At 41.6% G+C, this 16066-nt stretch carries 13 protein-coding genes; 8 read left to right on the top strand and 5 right to left on the bottom strand.

All coding sequences use genetic code 11. The features are described from left to right. The first annotated feature begins 58 nt into the window (after window positions 1–58). The 3 genes from ACSYSN_RS04760 (at window position 59) to ACSYSN_RS04750 (ending at window position 5135) form a co-directional block, all read left to right on the top strand. Window positions 59–1813: an ABC transporter ATP-binding protein gene (locus tag ACSYSN_RS04760; RefSeq protein ID WP_491711789.1), complete on the top strand. Its 1755-nt coding sequence runs from the start codon at window positions 59–61 to the stop codon at window positions 1811–1813. Between the two features lie 2 nt (window positions 1814–1815). Then, window positions 1816–3603: an ABC transporter ATP-binding protein gene (locus ACSYSN_RS04755; protein ID WP_491711788.1), complete on the top strand. Its 1788-nt coding sequence runs from the start codon at window positions 1816–1818 to the stop codon at window positions 3601–3603. Between the two features lie 134 nt (window positions 3604–3737). Further along, the gene (locus ACSYSN_RS04750) at window positions 3738–5135 is read left to right on the top strand and encodes an FAD-binding oxidoreductase (RefSeq protein ID WP_491711787.1); all 1398 of its coding nucleotides are present in this window, start codon (window positions 3738–3740) and stop codon (window positions 5133–5135) included. A gap of 61 nt (window positions 5136–5196) precedes the next feature. On the opposite strand, the gene ACSYSN_RS04745 is transcribed toward ACSYSN_RS04750, so the two are convergent. Beyond that, a complete protein-coding gene (locus ACSYSN_RS04745; protein ID WP_491711786.1) occupies window positions 5197–6375 on the bottom strand; it encodes a class I SAM-dependent methyltransferase in 1179 nt (392 codons plus the stop codon). 83 nt (window positions 6376–6458) lie between these two features. After that, entirely contained in the window at window positions 6459–7073 is a 615-nt protein-coding gene (locus ACSYSN_RS04740) for a lysophospholipid acyltransferase family protein (protein ID WP_491711785.1), read from the bottom strand. 59 nt (window positions 7074–7132) lie between these two features. Here ACSYSN_RS04740 and ACSYSN_RS04735 point away from each other — a divergent pair, with 59 nt between their 5' ends. From ACSYSN_RS04735 to tsf, 3 genes are all read left to right on the top strand, one after another. Next, entirely contained in the window at window positions 7133–8164 is a 1032-nt protein-coding gene (locus ACSYSN_RS04735) for a GIY-YIG nuclease family protein (protein ID WP_491711784.1), read from the top strand. A gap of 156 nt (window positions 8165–8320) precedes the next feature. Beyond that, a complete protein-coding gene (gene rpsB / locus ACSYSN_RS04730; protein WP_491711783.1) occupies window positions 8321–9109 on the top strand; it encodes a 30S ribosomal protein S2 in 789 nt (262 codons plus the stop codon). Window positions 9110–9144: 35 nt separating this feature from the next. Further along, a complete protein-coding gene (gene tsf / locus ACSYSN_RS04725; protein WP_491711782.1) occupies window positions 9145–10020 on the top strand; it encodes a translation elongation factor Ts in 876 nt (291 codons plus the stop codon). A gap of 419 nt (window positions 10021–10439) precedes the next feature. Here the strand turns inward: tsf and ACSYSN_RS04720 are convergent, their stop codons facing one another. Further along, window positions 10440–11333: a LysR family transcriptional regulator gene (locus tag ACSYSN_RS04720; RefSeq protein WP_491711781.1), complete on the bottom strand. Its 894-nt coding sequence runs from the start codon at window positions 11331–11333 to the stop codon at window positions 10440–10442. 116 nt (window positions 11334–11449) lie between these two features. Between ACSYSN_RS04720 and ACSYSN_RS04715 the strand changes: the two genes are divergently transcribed. After that, window positions 11450–12985, top strand: a complete 1536-nt coding sequence (locus tag ACSYSN_RS04715) for an FAD-dependent oxidoreductase (protein ID WP_491711780.1) — start codon at window positions 11450–11452, stop codon at window positions 12983–12985. 66 nt (window positions 12986–13051) lie between these two features. Here ACSYSN_RS04715 and ACSYSN_RS04710 read toward each other — a convergent pair whose 3' ends face one another. Next, entirely contained in the window at window positions 13052–13453 is a 402-nt protein-coding gene (locus tag ACSYSN_RS04710; RefSeq protein WP_491711779.1) for a hypothetical protein, read from the bottom strand. Between the two features lie 84 nt (window positions 13454–13537). Continuing rightward, window positions 13538–14440: a LysR family transcriptional regulator gene (locus ACSYSN_RS04705; protein ID WP_491711778.1), complete on the bottom strand. Its 903-nt coding sequence runs from the start codon at window positions 14438–14440 to the stop codon at window positions 13538–13540. Window positions 14441–14545: 105 nt separating this feature from the next. Here ACSYSN_RS04705 and vprA point away from each other — a divergent pair, with 105 nt between their 5' ends. Further along, the gene (gene vprA, locus ACSYSN_RS04700; protein ID WP_491711777.1) at window positions 14546–16003 is read left to right on the top strand and encodes a vinyl phenol reductase; all 1458 of its coding nucleotides are present in this window, start codon (window positions 14546–14548) and stop codon (window positions 16001–16003) included. Window positions 16004–16066: the final 63 nt, after the last annotated feature.

Raw genomic sequence — 16066 nt, 5'->3', positions numbered from 1 at the left:
TAGATTGAAAAAAGACGGAGCCATCTCCGCCTTTTTGTTTATGTAAGATAGGTGAAAAATGAAAATATTTTTTAAATTGGGTTGGTTCTTTAAAAAAGAACGTAAGCGGTACTTAGTCGGTGTGACCTTTTTGGCTCTGACTTCAATCGTTAACTTGGTGCCACCGCGAATTTTGGGCCTGATGGCCGATCAGTTAAAGTTGGGACATATTAGCTGGCAGGAGTATGGGATGTTAATTCTGGCCATTATCCTAGCGGCATTACTACTATATGGTTTCCGCTATTTTTGGCGCCGCCAAATTTGGGGTGGTTCAGCTGAATTAGAATTGCAGCTGCGAGCAAAGCTGTTTGCTCACTTTATGGAAATGGACCGCACCTTTTACCAGCGGCACCGGACCGGTGACCTCATGGCTCACGCCACCAATGACATTTCGGCGGTGCAGGAAGTAGCTGGAGAAGGGGTTTTAACGCTAGTCGATTCACTGATTATGAGTGTTTCAACGATGGTCGCCATGATTGTTTTTGTCGATTGGCGATTGACCGTTGTAGCGCTTATTCCTTTGCCCTTCTTAGCTTGGGGTGCTTGGAAATTGGGCGACCAGTTGCATGATGCCTTTGACCAGTCGCAAGCGGCCTTCTCACGGTTAAACAACAAAACCCAAGAATCTGTGTCAGGAATTAAAGTGTTGAAGACCTTTGGTCAAGGAAAGGAAGATACCGCCGCTTTTCAACAGATGACGGCTGAAACGATTAATATTAACAAGCGGGTCTTCAAGTGGGATTCGCTGTTTGATCCACTGGGGACCTTACTGATAGGTCTGACCTATACCATCACGATTATTTATGGTGGCCTGCTAGTCAGTAACCAGGTGTTGTCGATTGGCCAGCTAGTTTCCTTTATTGCCTATATCGGCAACATGGTTTGGCCGATGTTTGCCATCGGCTATCTCTTTAATATTTTGGAGCGGGGAAGTGCCAGCTATGATCGTGTGGAAAAGCTTCTCGATGAACAGCCGGCAATTACGGATCAACATGCTAATCCGCAACTTGATGCAGCTGCCATTAACGGGGACTTGAGCTTTCATATTAAGTCGTTTGCCTATCCTGATGAACCGCAGATACCGATTTTGCATGGGGTGGACTTCACACTTAAAACGGGCCAGACACTTGGCCTAGTTGGTAAAGTAGGTGCAGGCAAAACGACCATTATTCAGCTCTTGCTTCGTGAGTTTGACCAGTATGAGGGGCAAATCACCCTAAATGGACACGATATTCGCGAGATTCCTCTTAACATCTTATTGCGGGCCATTTCTTATGTACCCCAAGATAACTACTTGTTTTCAACCAGTATTCAAAAGAACATTGCTTTTTCTAAGGTTAATTCAGCTGAGGATGCGGTTGTGGCCGCCGCCAAGAAGAGTGATCTGCACAATGATATCTTGCAAATGCCGGGTGGTTATAACACTTTGGTTGGTGAAAACGGTGTTTCGCTCTCAGGTGGGCAAAAGCAGCGCATGTCGATTGCGCGTGCCTTACTCAAGCAGAGTCAACTTTTGATTCTGGATGATGCCTTATCAGCTGTTGATGCCAGAACAGAGCAGGCGATTTTACAGTCCTTGCGGCAAGAGCGGGCCGGCAAGACGACCATGATTGCTACCCATAGGTTGACTTCAGTGATGAAAGCGGATCTGATCTTGGTGCTGAAAGATGGGCAAATTGTCGAACGTGGTACCCACGAGCAGTTGCTGGTTCAGCAAGGTTGGTATGCGGACATGTGGCAACGTCAGGAACTAGAAGAAAAGGTAGGTGAGTAAGGATGGACAATGAACATATGCAGTCGGTGTGGTCGCAAGAAATTCCCGTTAAAGAGCAGCTCAGTATCTTTAAACGGCTGCTACGCTTTGTCATGCACTTTAAACGAGAAATGCTGATTGCCGGTATTGGCGCCTTTCTAGTTAGTGTCATTAATGTGTTGCTACCTTATGGGTTGCAGTATTTTTTGGACAATTACTTAATTAAGACTGATGTCACTAGCCAGGTGATTTTATTTGCCGGTCTGCTCTATGCCTTGGGTTCTGTGCTTAAGGGGGGCTTACAGTTTACCTATGAGTACTTTTTTTCCTTGGGTTCAGAGAAGTCGCTGGAAGGTTTGCGCGGTGAACTATATCAAAAGTTGCACACACTGGGAATGCGCTACTTTGACCAGACGCCAGCCGGCTCAATCGTATCGCGGGTAACCAATGATACGATGACGCTGAGTAACTTCTTAACGGTGCTGTCCAGTGTGGTGATGTCCTTTTTCGCGATTTTTTCTGCTCTAGTGGCCATGTTTACAACCAACTTTTTGGCCGGGTTAATTGTGTTGGCTTTTCTGCCATTACTTTTACTAATTATTTGGCAGTATTCTAAGCGCAGTTCCAAGCTCTATCGCAATTATCGCGAGCGCCTTAGTCGAATTAATACGAATTTAAATGAGTCAATTGAAGGGGTTGCTTTAATTCAGCAATTTAAGCAAGAGGAGCGGATGACCGCTAACTTTGAGCAGGAAAATGCTGCGCTGATGAAAACGCGTTTTGCCATGATCAATTTGAACTCACTTTTATTGTCACCCTTGACTAGCCTCCTGTATTCCTTGACCTTGGCCCTTACTTTAATGTACTTTGGCTTCCCCTTACAGAAAACTTTTGTACCAGCCGGAGTGGTTTACGCCTTTTCACAGTATATTTCGCAGTTTTTCAATCCGATTGCTAACATGATGGATCAGATGACTTTCTTCCAGGACGGGATTGTTGCCGGCAAGCGAATCTTTCGGATTTTGGATAATACCGATTACGAGCCGGCGCAAGAGGCCCAGCAAGGTCTAACCATCACCCAAGGTAAGATCGAATTTAAACACGTCAGTTTTTCTTATGATGGCGAGCATGAAATTCTGCACGACATTTCCTTTACTGTTAATCCGGGTGAAACACTGGGCATTGTTGGTCATACTGGCTCGGGTAAGAGCTCGATTATTAACGTAATGATGCGCTTCTATGAGTTCTATCAGGGAGAGGTTTTGATCGATGGTGTTAACATTAAAAAGTATCCTAAAGAAGAGTTGCGGGCAAAATTAGGACTGGTTTTGCAGGAACCGTTCATGTTTTATGGGGATATCAATTCAAATATCAGACTTTATAATGACCAGATTAGCGACCAGCAGATTGAAGCAGCCGCACAGACCGTTCAAGCTGATGGCTTCATTGCCAACTTGCCAGGTAAATATCATGCCAAAGTGGGCGAAGGCGGCAGTGAATTTAGTCAAGGCCAGCGGCAACTGATTTCATTTGCGCGCACCCTGGTAACTGACCCCAAGATTTTAGTGCTGGATGAAGCAACGGCAAATGTTGATACCGAAACGGAAACGCTGATTCAACAAGGACTAAAGAGTTTGCGTAAGGGTCGAACCACGCTGGCAATTGCCCACCGACTGTCGACAATTGTTGATGCTGACCAAATTATTGTCCTTGATGAGGGTAAGATTGTTGAACGCGGTACGCATGAGCAATTACTTACACAAAAGGGCTACTATTACAACCTTTATACCTTGCAGAATAGTCAAAAATAAGCTAAGACATGGATTTTTTTAAAATCCGTGTTTTTTATTGAAAATTGTCTTGATAACGTTTACATAAAAGAGTAAATTTATTGTATTAGAAAAACAGCTAAAATATTTTTGAACAATAAGAGGGAGATTTTTCTATGGAATATCATCAAATTAATCAAACTGACCTGGACAAGTTGCGTAAGTTCGTCTCTGACCCAGACCGCTTTATTACTGAGCCCGACGACCACTGGGACCATGACCAGTTTGGCACAGTTAGAGCTAAGCCTGACCTAGTCATTCAGCCGGTAAACAATGAAGAAGTGATGAACGTGGTTAAGTATGCCAATGATAATCACATTCCTTTAGTACCACGAGGTAATTCAACCGGATTGATGGGTGCCAACCTGTCTGTTGATGGTGGCATTTCACTGGATATGATCAAGATGAACAAGGTCTTGAGTTATGATCCGGATAGTCTAACCATGACGGTGCAAGCCGGCTTGAGACTGAATGATCTCGATGCTTACCTCGAAGACAAGCCTTTTGCTTATATGCCAGCTCCAGCCATGCACTGGGCCACGGTGGCCGGCAATGTTTCCACTAATGCTGGGGGCTTGAAGGCTATTAAATACGGCGTTACGAGGGAACATATTCGTGAATTGAAGGTCGTTTTAACTAACGGTAAACTGTACAAGTTTGGCTCAAAGGCGGTTAAGTCTTCGTCCGGATACTCACTCAAGGACTTAGTAATTGGTGCTGAAGGTACTTTGGCAGTTATTACAGAAGTTACTTTGCGGCTCTATCCAAGACCGCATAAGTCCATCAATGCGGTCATTCCATACCCAAGCTTGAACGATGCAATTAAGTCGGTTCCAGCTATCTTGGCTTCAGGTGTAGTACCGACAACCGTCGAATTCATGGGACGCACGGTAATTGACTTGTGGGAGAAGTTTGCTGGGCAAGAATTCCCAGTTAAAAATGGTAATGGTTTTATCATTCTAGGCTTTGACTCCTTCACCGATGAGGAATGGCAAGCTGAATTGAAGCAGGCTCTTGCAGCGGTAAAAGATTACCGGGCGGAAAGCGCAATTGTCTTGGATGCAGAATCGGACGAAGCCAAAAAGATTTGGCAGTGCCGGGAACAGTTGTTATTGGCAATCCAGCAGTCAACGCCGAAGATGGATGAAATTGACGTCTGTGTTCCAATCGATCACATTCCTGATGTCTTAAACCGGATTGAAGAGTTGGAAAATGAGCTACATATCCGTATTCCAAACTTTGGCCACGCTGGCGACGGCAACTTGCATATTTACCTTTGTTCCGATGAAATGAATGATGAGGAGTATGCTAAGACTAGCGATAAGGTTATTTCTGAATTGTACAAGACTGCCAAGGCGCTTGACGGTAACATGTCCGGAGAGCACGGAATCGGCTATGCCCGGGCTGGGTACTATGAAGACTTTTATGGTCATGATTATACTGAATTGTTACGGCAAGTTAAGGGATTGTTTGATCCGAATACTATCCTTAATCCAGGCAAGATTTTTAAATAATAGTTTAAATTAAAAAAGAGGATGACGTTAAAGTCATCCTCTTTTGCTTTCAAGTGAGCTATTATTGGGCTACCATATAGTCCCGAGTCATTGGCAAATTCTTGCCGGAAGGGCCCTTCGTTAACAGGTATTGGACAACATCAATGTTGCCTGACTCAAAGGAGGCGGCACAGGCCTGCAGGTATAAGTCCCACATTCTGGTGAAGCGTTCACCCATCTTCTTTTCGATGACTGGGCGTTGCTGGTTGAAGTTCCGATCCCAAATTTCAATTGTTCGTTGGTAGTGGCGCCGCAGCATTTCCAGGTCATCAATTTGCAGGTTGCTAGCCACAATGTGGTTGATGTTTTCACTTAGTCCTGGCAAATAGCCACCTGGAAAAATATATTTGTCAAGCCAAGCGTTGCTTGCTCCGCCCTGCTGCCGGGTAATGCCATGAATGAGTGCAACTCCGTCGTTTTTAAGGTATTTGGCCACATCGGCAAAATACTGATCTAGGTTTTCTTGGCCGACGTGCTCAAACATCCCAACCGAGGTAATGTAATCCCATTCTTGGTTGCCCAATTCACGGTAGTCTTCCAGCTTGACTTCGGCCACGTCTTGTAAATTCTGATTGTAAATTTTCTTTTGAACTAGTTTATATTGTTCTTCACTGAGAGTCACCCCGGTAACCTTTAAACCGTACTTTTGGGCCGCAGTTAACATTAAAGTGCCCCAACTGCAACCAATATCTAGCAAAGTTTTGCCCTTTTGGGGATGCAGCTTGTCGAGGATGTGATAGATTTTGGCAATCTGTGCCCTTTCCAAATCGTCTTGATTATCTTCCTCAAAATACGCGCAAGAGTAGGTGAGGGTAGGGTCAAGCCACAATTCATAAAAGTCATTGCCAATGTCGTAGTGACTTTGTACGTCTTTTTCGCTTTGTTGTTTGGTGTGCTTGTCATGTGGCATAAATTTCCGAAATTTACTTGATCGTAAAAAGCTGTTTGAACTTTCATAAGCTCCACAAATCAACTTTTGCAAGCTTCCTTTGATCTCGATTTTTTTGTCCATATAGGCTTCACCGAGTGCTAATGATGCGTTATTTAGAATAGCCGTGGTCGGAATCTTTTCATTAAAAGTAATTTCAATCTCAGGATGGCCATTTCCATAAATTTCGCTTTTATTATCCCAGTATGTTACCTTTACTGGAAAGGGAAATGATTTACTTAGTAATTTTTTATAGAATGTTTTTTCTAACAATTTTGTTTTTCCTCTATATCAACTATTGCATGGTTATTTTAACACTATAAAAAAAGATTGAATCCAATCAGAATTCAATCTTTTTATTTTGGCTGATAGTGAAAGTCGGGGTCTTGCTCGTAGTCAAGTTGGGCCCAAGCATTTTGCATTTGTTCGTCCAAACTTTGTTCATTTTCGCGGGTTAGCTTAATTTTGCGGTCAACTTGAATGGCGTCACCAAAGCAAATTTCCAGAGGTTGCCGCTTGAGTAGCCCCGTAAAAGTTAACGGCCCCTGGTAAACAACGGGAACAATCGGTTTACCCGAAAGTTTGGCAATCGCAATGGTACCACCCTTAAGTTCGTTTGAATGCCGCGTTCCTGAGGGGAAAATAATCAAAGAATAGTTGCCTTTTTTTAGTCCGGTAATGGGGATTTTGAGCGCTGAGGGACCGGGATTATCACGGTCGACCGGAAATGCATGCGCATGAGTTAAAATAAAGCGTAAGAAGGGATTTTTAAATAATTCTCGCTTGGCCATAAACATGAATTCCTTGGGACTGGCAGCCAAAGCAAAGAGAATCGGTTCCCACCAGGTGCGGTGGGGTGCAGCGAGAATGTAATTTCCACTTGGGATCCGTTCTTGATGGTTGACGTGTAAGTGTCCGTTAAGTACCCAAACAATGAAGCGGGCAACGGGACGAATGAAATAATAAAACATAAATTCCTCCAATTGATGTAAAATATTATAGCAGAGCTTGGGGAGAGGATGAAATTTTTATGGACAATTTGCAAAAAAATGAACGAATTGACTACATGTACAGTGACCACATGAGAATCATCCAGGATCAAGATTCCTTCAGCTTTTCGCTTGATACGCTGCTGCTGGCGGCAACTGCAAAGGAGTCAATCCGGGATCGGTCGAAGGTCGCCGACCTTTGTGCGGGCAACTGCGCGGCTACGATGTACATGGCCTATTTTAACCGGGCCAAGTATGACGCAGTGGAGATTCAAGCACAGGCCGTTTCTCAAGGGAGGCGGTCTGTGGAGTTAAACCAAATGGAGAATCGAATTCAGATTTTTCAAAATAATGTCAAAGACTGTACCAGCTTTTTGCGTAAAGACACTTATGACGTGGTGGTGGTTAACCCACCATATTTTAAAGTCGCCAAAGACCACAAGGTTAATCCTGATCCCCAAAAAGCCATCGCCCGCCATGAACTTTTGATCAATCTAGAAGAAATAATTATGGTCGCTAGTAGTCTGTTAAAAATGAAAGGAAAACTGTTCATGGTACACCGTCCTGAACGGTTGAGTGAAATAGCTTATTTTTGTCTGAAGCATGATCTTAGTGTAAAAGTAGTGCAGCCTTACGTGTCGCACCGCGGCGAAGACAGTAACCTAATTGTTGTTGAAGCTGTTAAGCATACTGCGAGTGACGGTTTGGTTTTGAAAGACGCCATTGAGGTCCATGACCAAGAGGGCAACTACTTGCCACCAATTCAGCAAATTATCCGGGAAGTGCCGGAAGAAAAAACGAAGCGACAAGAGCAAAAGCCTTACTATTTTTATGTACTTTTGTGTCAGGACGGCAGTTTTTATGGTGGTTTTACCGATGACTTAGATAAGCGGCTGAAGGCACATAATAGTGGTAAGGGCGCCAAGTACACCAAGGCACGCCGTCCAGTCCGGCTGATTTATCATGAAGAATTTACTGATAAAAAACTGGCAATGAAGCGGGAGTATTGGTTCAAGCATCATCCGCGAACGTGGAAGGAAAAGTTCTTACACAGCCATGCAATTGATTTTTAGCCTTGCATCTTAAAGTCAAATCTAGTATGATTTTAAGGTGTGCTTTATTAGCTACACTTGTAAAAAACATCAAGGGCGATCAGCGTTTTGGTGCCACACAATGGTGGAACGTTGAAGTGACCGCTTGAGAGGATTAAAACCATAGGAGGAATTATTATGTCAGAAGTTTCGATGAAACAATTGCTTGAAGCAGGTGTCCACTTTGGTCACCAAACGAGAAGATGGGATCCCAAGATGGCTCCCTACATTTTCACGCAGAGAAATGGTATTTACATCATTGACCTGCAGAAAACCATCAAAATGCTGGATGACGCATACAACTTCGTTAGAGCCGTTGCTCAAGATGGTGGCGTTATTCTCTTTGTTGGTACGAAGAAACAAGCGCAAGACGCGATTGCTGAGGAAGCAACCCGTGCTGGTCAATATTTTGTTAACCAACGCTGGCTTGGCGGTACTTTGACTAACTGGAAGACCATCCAGAGCCGGGTACAAAGATTAAAAGACTTAAAGAAGATGTCAGAAGACGGTACCTTTGATGTATTACCAAAGAAGGAAGCCTCTCTGCTGACAAAAGAAATGGACAAGCTGGAGAGATTCTTAGGTGGTATCGAGGATATGCCAAGAATTCCAGACGTCTTGTTTGTAGTTGATCCGAAGAAGGAAAAGATTGCCGTTCATGAAGCTAACATCTTAGGTATTCCAGTTGTAGCCATGGTTGACACCAACACTGATCCAGATCCAGTTGATGTAGTTATCCCTTCAAATGATGATGCAATTCGTGCAATTCGCCTGATTTCAGGTGCAATGGCTGATGCTGTTATTGAAGGTAAGCAAGGTGCGGACGACAGCAGTGCAAGTGCTGAAGCAGAAATGACTAAGGCTAGCGAAACTGCTGACACTGCAGCAGAAACAGCTGCAACTGAAGAGAGCTCAAACGAAGACTAGTTCTATTATCAGCTTTTATTGGGAAGGAAACAGCAATGGCAAATATTACTGCTAAACAAGTTAAAGAGTTACGTGATCGTACTGGTGCCGGAATGATGGATTCCAAAAAGGCTTTGGTTGAAGCTAATGGGGACATCGAGCAGGCAATTGATATTTTAAGAGAGAGCGGCATTGCTAAAGCTGCTAAAAAGAGCGGACGAATTGCCGCTGAAGGACTGGCTGAGTTTGCCTTTAGGGGTAACACTGCAGTCTTAGTTGAGATCAACTCAGAAACCGACTTTGTTTCATCAAACGACAAGTTTATTAAGTTAGTTGATGAGGTAACCAAGGCAATTTTGGCCGCTAAACCGGCTAATGTTGAAGAAGCCTTGAAGGCCCCAATGGGTGATGCCACAATTGGTGACTCAATTACCGGCTTAACGGCTGTTATTGGTGAAAAAATCACTTTGAGAAGATTTGACTTGATTACCAAGAACGATGATGAAGTATTCGGGGCATACAAGCACAACGGTGGTGCAATTGTTGCGGTTGTTACCTTGAAGGGTGACAATGAAGAAGCGGCTAAGAATATTGCGATGCACGTTGCCGCAATTAACCCAGAATACTTGAATAAAGCATCTGTACCAAAGGCTGACTTTGACCGCCAAAAAGCTGTCTTCACTAAGGAAACTGAAAATGAGGGCAAGCCTGCCAACATTATTCCTAAGATTGTTGAAGGCCGGGTTAACAAGTACTTGAGCGAAATCTGTCTAGTTGATCAACCATACGTCAAAGATGGTGACATGACAGTAGCTGAATATGCTAAGTCAGAGGGCTGTGAAGTTGTTGCTTTTAACCGCTACGAAGTGGGCGAAGGCATCGAAAAGAAGCAAGAAGACTTTGCTGCTGAAGTTCAAGAGCAAATGAAGTAAGTAAATAATATTAAATTAAAAGCTCTTATCCGTACGGATAAGAGCTTTTTTATGTAGTTTTATTTTGGACAAACTTTATTGTCCTGCTCCATGTTGTGTGGAGCAAATAGGCTGTAGCAAATGACAAAATCCAAGTCAAAATTCACATTAACAGTAAAGATATGAGCGGATGTAAATAAGCAAAGTTTTTCATTTGAAGCACGTTCCAAATACAATGTTCCCAAAAATGCTTGGTAAATAAGACCGATAAGCGTAATTGGCCAGAAAGTGAAAAGCTGCTAAACTTGTAATCTTCTTCTTGCTGGAGATATTGTTAATTCCCTTTTACTAGTACTTGATAATTCTGCGGTTCAAATTCGTTTTGATGAGGCCTGGATTCCGGTTAAAAACATTAATTAGGCTAAGAAAAATAAGCTAAGTTAAAGACGGAAATTTACAAATTGCTTTTTGAGAAAATCAGTAAACTGTGCGATACCAGCTTTCTTATTGATATTTAAAGAAGCAACGCCGTAGCTTAGTTTAACATCATATTTAATTGGCAAAGTTTTAACGTATTCATTCTCGCTGCCACAAATAAAATCCGGACTGAAGGTAATACCAAGGCCAGACTTACTCATAATGTTGGCAGTATTAACGTTATTCACGTAAGCGATATCTTTAGAAAGGTTTTCTTTACGGATAAATTCTTGTAGCCTAAGCTGTTCTGGCGGACACCAGTTGTTGTCCAAAAGGATGAGGCTTTGGTTTATAAAATCCTGACCGCTAAGTAGCTTCTTGCCGGATAAGGGGTTAGTACGTGGGATTGTCGCACAAAACCGCCCGGCAGTAACTATACTATATTTTGCGTCTTTGATATCTGCCATGTCATCTTCAGTAATTAAAATTAAGTCACAATCTCCGTTAAGAAGTTGACGCTTAAGCTGGTTATGGTCATAGTTTTGCAGGAAAATTTTTATGCTTGGATATTTACGTCGAAATATAGGCACTATACGGGGAATAAATTGACTTTCACAGGGTGAGTTAGTCACACCAATCGTTAGCGTAGTTTTTTCATTATAAGTTTGTTGGACTTCCTGAATTGATTTGAAATATGTATTCAAAAGGGGTTTCATATTTTCATAAAGTAGCTGACCTTTGGGCAAGATCTCAACGCCGCTTCTTGACCGTTTAAATAATTTTACGCCGATTTCGTTCTCTATGGAGTTGAGTGCCTGGGAAACAGCTGGTTGCGAGATGTTTTTGCGGTAAGCCGTTTTTCTAAAGTTTAATGTTTCTGCTAGGTCAACAAAAATTTCTAGATGATCTAAGTTCATATCGTTCTCCTGATAAAGTTTATTTATTAGTAATAAGATAATTGATAATCATACCTTTTTATAGATGCTATTATTATAGCTGAAAACGCTATTAAAAGAAAAAGGAGAAGATAAAAATGGAACAATATCAAAATGTGGACGGCTATGATGTAAGCACGATAGTTCCGTCTAAAGTGGTTAAAACAGAAGTTTTAGTTATAGGCGGTGGTAATGCCGGCATGATGGCTGCCGCAGCTGCAAATGAAAAGGGCGTTAAAGTAATTCTTATTGAAAAAGAAAAGACAATTAACTTAATGAGGGTCGGCATTGCCAGTGTTGATAGCAATGCGCAAAAGCGTGCTGGCACGGTAATCAACAAGCAGGACTTGGTTGAGTCGCTGGCTTCGTTTGCACAGCATAATGTTGATCAACGCCTGTTAAAAACATGGGCGGATAACAGTGCTGAAAGTGTTAATTGGTTAGAAGACAATATTTTAAAACCAAACGGTGCCCACTTTAGGTCAGAACCAGATGCAATGGTAAGGGGCAAAGCATACCAGGGTTTCCCGACTGAAAATGATCCAACTATTGATGATCAATCGTTTGTTTCGTACGGAGATTGGTTTGTTAAGTATCAGGAGGAGCACAACGTTGACGTGCGCTACCAAACCACTCTAGTTAAATTGCTTAAAGAAAAAGACACTGTAACGGGTGCCATTGTAAGGGACCTTGCTCAAGGTCAATTTTATGAAATAGATGCTTCAAAGGGTGTTATTATTGCGACAGGAGGCTATTCTGCGAATAAGGATTTGCTACAAAAGTGGAATTCTTTATCGTTAAAGAAAAATGTCTATAACGATTCTCCACGTTCAAATGGTGCAGGCATCACAGCAGCACTCAATGTTGGTGCCCTGCGTGATGAGGAACCAGCTGAGAGCATCTTTGACCGTGGTCTTGTACCAATTGGAACAAAAACTGAAGATATGTATTATCAAACGGCAACCTATGATAACTGGCTATGGATTGGCTCTTATCCGTTCTTAAAAGTTAACATGCGGGGAGAAAGGTTTGCAAACGAATCGGTTCCTTACCAATTCATTGTGAATGCTGCAAGTAAGGAACCAGGCTATCTGTATGCAATGATTTGGGATGATGACTATGCCAATCAACTTGAAAAAATGCATATGATGGGCTGTGCACGTTATGGCTTTCCAGGATACATGGATGGTAAAGAGGCATTTGTGAAAGATACTGAAAATTATCTGCACAAGGACCTTGTAGTCAAAGCGGATACAATCGAAGTATTGGCTGAAAAGCTGCAATTGCCGGTTGCGATGTTAAAGAAATCTATTGCTAATAATAACCAAGCTGTCATTGCTAACAGTGACCAGGAATTCGGCAAGGAAGCCTACAGGATAACGCCAGTCAAAAAAGCACCATACTATGGCTGCATTCTAGGTGGGCGCATCTTGTGTACGTTTGATGGCTTAAGGGTTAATACCAAGATGGAGGTGCTTGATAAAAACTACTATCCAATCAAGCACCTGTATGCAGGTGGCAATGATTCTGGCGGATTCTTCTGGGGTTCATACAATGATCGCGTGCCCGGCCTTGCCTCAAGTCATGCCCAAACATTTGGCCGTTTAGCAGGCAAGAATGCGGCTGTAAATTAATTAGTTAAATAATAAGGTCTACTGAAGAACTTTTGCCTAAGCAATAATTTTCGCTAGACCTTTATTTTATTGTTGCTTTTTTGCGCTCGCGTTAATTATTTCACATAATTCTTGTGCAGTTGCATTAACTTGTGGTGCGGTATTTCTGTTGGTGGTTACGCCGACATCCAGATTGATCATGGTGCGGGGAATTTCCATTAAGTTGAATGCGGAAGAATCGCTGCTTAAATAGTCCAGAGTGTCATTTAACATAACGGTAATGCCTAGCCCATTAATTGCAAGCTTGCAAGCCCCAATAAAATCACTTACTTTAATAACTTTATTAACCCGGATGCCATCGTCTTCAAATAAATGGTCGGCAATTTTTTGAAAAGCAGAATTATCGGTTAGTGCGACGATGTCACTATTATTTAACTGGTGGAAGGCTGCTGCTGAAAAAGCAATTTTACGTTTACCGCTTTCTTGCATTCAAAAAGCCGTTCAGCATGGTATCTCCAAGCTGAGCGGCTTCTTTTGTAAGGAAAAGTAAGTTCTACCTCATAGATAATTGTATTAGCTTTGGCTGAAAGTCGTTAGAAAAGCACTGATTAGTTTTTCTTTCTTATTTTTTTTCGTAAAAATAGCTTGAATTTCAAACTTTTGAGTAGAGTCATTATCTGCTAAATGCATATATTCGATTTCTGAGTTTGGATATTCGGCAAGTTGAATCAGCCCATCTGGATAATACGCATATGCTTGGTTGGCAGTAACCAATGTTTGCATTTGTTCAATAGTTGAAATATGTGCTACTGGTATATTTTGAAGTGCCAGAGGAAGTGTCGCTAAAAAAGCATGTTTCAAATAGTTTGCCTTTTCTGGACTATAGTATAATATCGGTTTTTTCTTTAGAGCATCTAAAGGAAAGGAATCTAACTTACTAATTGGGTTAAGCATGCTAACCCCAATCACCATATTACTTTCAAACACACTTTGATTAGTTAGGTTATTAACTAAAAATTCTTGTGCTCCATAATCTAAAATAAAAGCTAAATCTAAGATTCCCAGAGAAACATCAGAGATCAGGTGTTCAATGCTTTCTTCAGTAATTTTAAATTTAAATTTGGGATATTTGTGACAAAAAAGAAAAATCACATGACGAAGAAGTGCACCTTCAAACGGAGAAAAATAACCTATCTTGAGTTCTTGGTGCACGTCTTGGGGTTGATGACGGAGAGAATTTATTTCAACCATAAAGCTGTGTAACAGATCTTTTGTTTTGAGGTAAAAGTCCTGCCCCTGTGTAGTAATTGAAATTTTATTTCTGCCACGGTTAAATAGCTTGAATCCAAGCTCATCCTCAAGTTTTATCATTGATTGAGAAACTGCACGTTGGCTAATAAAATGTATTTTAGCGGTTTTTTGAAAACTTCCTGTCTCAACTACGCTAATAAATGTATTTAATTGTTCAAAATTCATTTAGGCGAACCTCCAACTTCGGCTGATGAAATAATTAGTATCTATATTTTACTTTTAAAATAAGTAATATTAAAGCGTAAGTTAATGATAGCGAGGTTGATAAATATGATAATATCAAAAAAGAAATTATATGATGTGATAGTAATAGGGTCGGGTGCTGCAGGACAAGCTGCAGCTCTAACCGCATGTGAAAATGGCAACAGCGTTTTAATGCTTGAAAAAGGCCGTCATACAGGTGGTTCAGCAAACTACAGCGAGGGGTTATTTGCGGTTGATTCTTATTTGCAAAAGGAGAAGGGAATTAAGGTTTCTGCGGTAGACGTACTAAAAGAAGAAGTTGAATATTCTAAGTATAAAGCGGATTCACGTATTTGGCGCAAATATTTAGCAGCGAGTGCTGAAAACGTTAAATGGCTTCATGATGAAGGGGTTGAATATGAAGGCGTTCAAGCAATGGGAGCTGGAGAGGCGACTTGGCATATCTATGAAGGCTTTGGGGATGCAGTAATGCATAAAGCTTTGCAGCCCAAATTTGAAAAAATGGGTGGTGAGCTTTTAATTTCTACTTCTGCGGTTAATTTAGAACTTAATTATGATGGTAATAAAAAAGTCACAATAAAAGATGAGCAGACTGGTAAAATTGAAGTCATCTCTGCTAAGATTGTTATTTTGGCTACTGGTGGATACTTGAATAATCCTGAGATGATGGCTCAAGAAACGAATTATAATCTTTCTCGACTAATTCCAGTTTCTTCTGGCAAGGGTACTGGTGACGGTCTACGCCTAGGTTGGCATATTGGTGCTCAAAAATCTGGAACAGGCATGGCAATGCTTTTTGGCGGCTATCTTAAAGATCCGACGGAACCTTCATTTAAAATGATGGGTAGCCAAATGAATGTGGCAGCTGGTCAACAACCGCTTCTTTGGGTAAACGAAAATGGGGAGCGTTTTGTCAATGAAGAAGTAGTTTATAATTTTTCATATGCTGGCAATGCACTCTACAGCCAAAATTGCGTTTACAGTATTTTAGATACAAGCATTATTGAAGAAATGGCTACAAAGGGCAATTTCATGGGCCTTGGAGTTTACGTACAACGGGGACAGAAGATGGACAAACTGCAAAAAGAAATTGATGCAGCAGTTAGTGCAAATAAACCATATGTTTTTAAAGCAAATTCTATCGATGAATTGGCTGAAAAGATCAATCTGCCTAAAGCGACTTTAGCTCAAACTGTTAATCATTATAATGACAATGTTAATGTTGGTAAAGATAAAGAGTTTGGCAAAGATGTACAATATTTAAGAAAAGTCAATAGAGGCCCGTATTATGGTTTTAAGTTAAATATTGGTGCGTTTTGTACAATGGGTGGTTTGAGGGTAACTCCTGACAACGAAGTGGAAAACAAAAACGGCATGCCAATAGAAGGTGTTTATGCTGTTGGCAATGATGCAGCTGGCCTAACAGGGGATACCTACGGGCCCAATATGCCGGGTACCTGTGCTGGTTATGCATTTTATTCTGGACGTAATGCTGCTCAACATGCACAGAAGTATTTAAAATAAAAATAAGGGGTCTGCTTATCGGCAGACCTTTTTAGTATGACAAAACCAAAGCAACTTCAAGAT

Source organism: Lactobacillus sp. ESL1191 (assembly GCF_058504435.1).
This window is presented reverse-complemented; position numbering and strand designations above follow the sequence as displayed.

What these genes read in the sequence shown, in the direction of transcription:
- ACSYSN_RS04740 (WP_491711785.1), bottom strand. Translation starts at nt 7,073, where the DNA reads ATGTTTTATTATTTCATTCGTCCCGTTGCCCGCTTCATTGTTTGGGTA.
- ACSYSN_RS04720 (WP_491711781.1), bottom strand. Translation starts at nt 11,333, where the DNA reads ATGAACTTAGATCATCTAGAAATTTTTGTTGACCTAGCAGAAACATTA.
- ACSYSN_RS04705 (WP_491711778.1), bottom strand. Translation starts at nt 14,440, where the DNA reads ATGAATTTTGAACAATTAAATACATTTATTAGCGTAGTTGAGACAGGA.
- ACSYSN_RS04750 (WP_491711787.1), top strand. Translation starts at nt 3,738, where the DNA reads ATGGAATATCATCAAATTAATCAAACTGACCTGGACAAGTTGCGTAAG.
- vprA (WP_491711777.1), top strand. Translation starts at nt 14,546, where the DNA reads ATGATAATATCAAAAAAGAAATTATATGATGTGATAGTAATAGGGTCG.
- rpsB (WP_491711783.1), top strand. Translation starts at nt 8,321, where the DNA reads ATGTCAGAAGTTTCGATGAAACAATTGCTTGAAGCAGGTGTCCACTTT.
- ACSYSN_RS04715 (WP_491711780.1), top strand. Translation starts at nt 11,450, where the DNA reads ATGGAACAATATCAAAATGTGGACGGCTATGATGTAAGCACGATAGTT.
- ACSYSN_RS04755 (WP_491711788.1), top strand. Translation starts at nt 1,816, where the DNA reads ATGGACAATGAACATATGCAGTCGGTGTGGTCGCAAGAAATTCCCGTT.
- ACSYSN_RS04710 (WP_491711779.1), bottom strand. Translation starts at nt 13,453, where the DNA reads ATGCAAGAAAGCGGTAAACGTAAAATTGCTTTTTCAGCAGCAGCCTTC.
- tsf (WP_491711782.1), top strand. Translation starts at nt 9,145, where the DNA reads ATGGCAAATATTACTGCTAAACAAGTTAAAGAGTTACGTGATCGTACT.
- ACSYSN_RS04735 (WP_491711784.1), top strand. Translation starts at nt 7,133, where the DNA reads ATGGACAATTTGCAAAAAAATGAACGAATTGACTACATGTACAGTGAC.
- ACSYSN_RS04760 (WP_491711789.1), top strand. Translation starts at nt 59, where the DNA reads ATGAAAATATTTTTTAAATTGGGTTGGTTCTTTAAAAAAGAACGTAAG.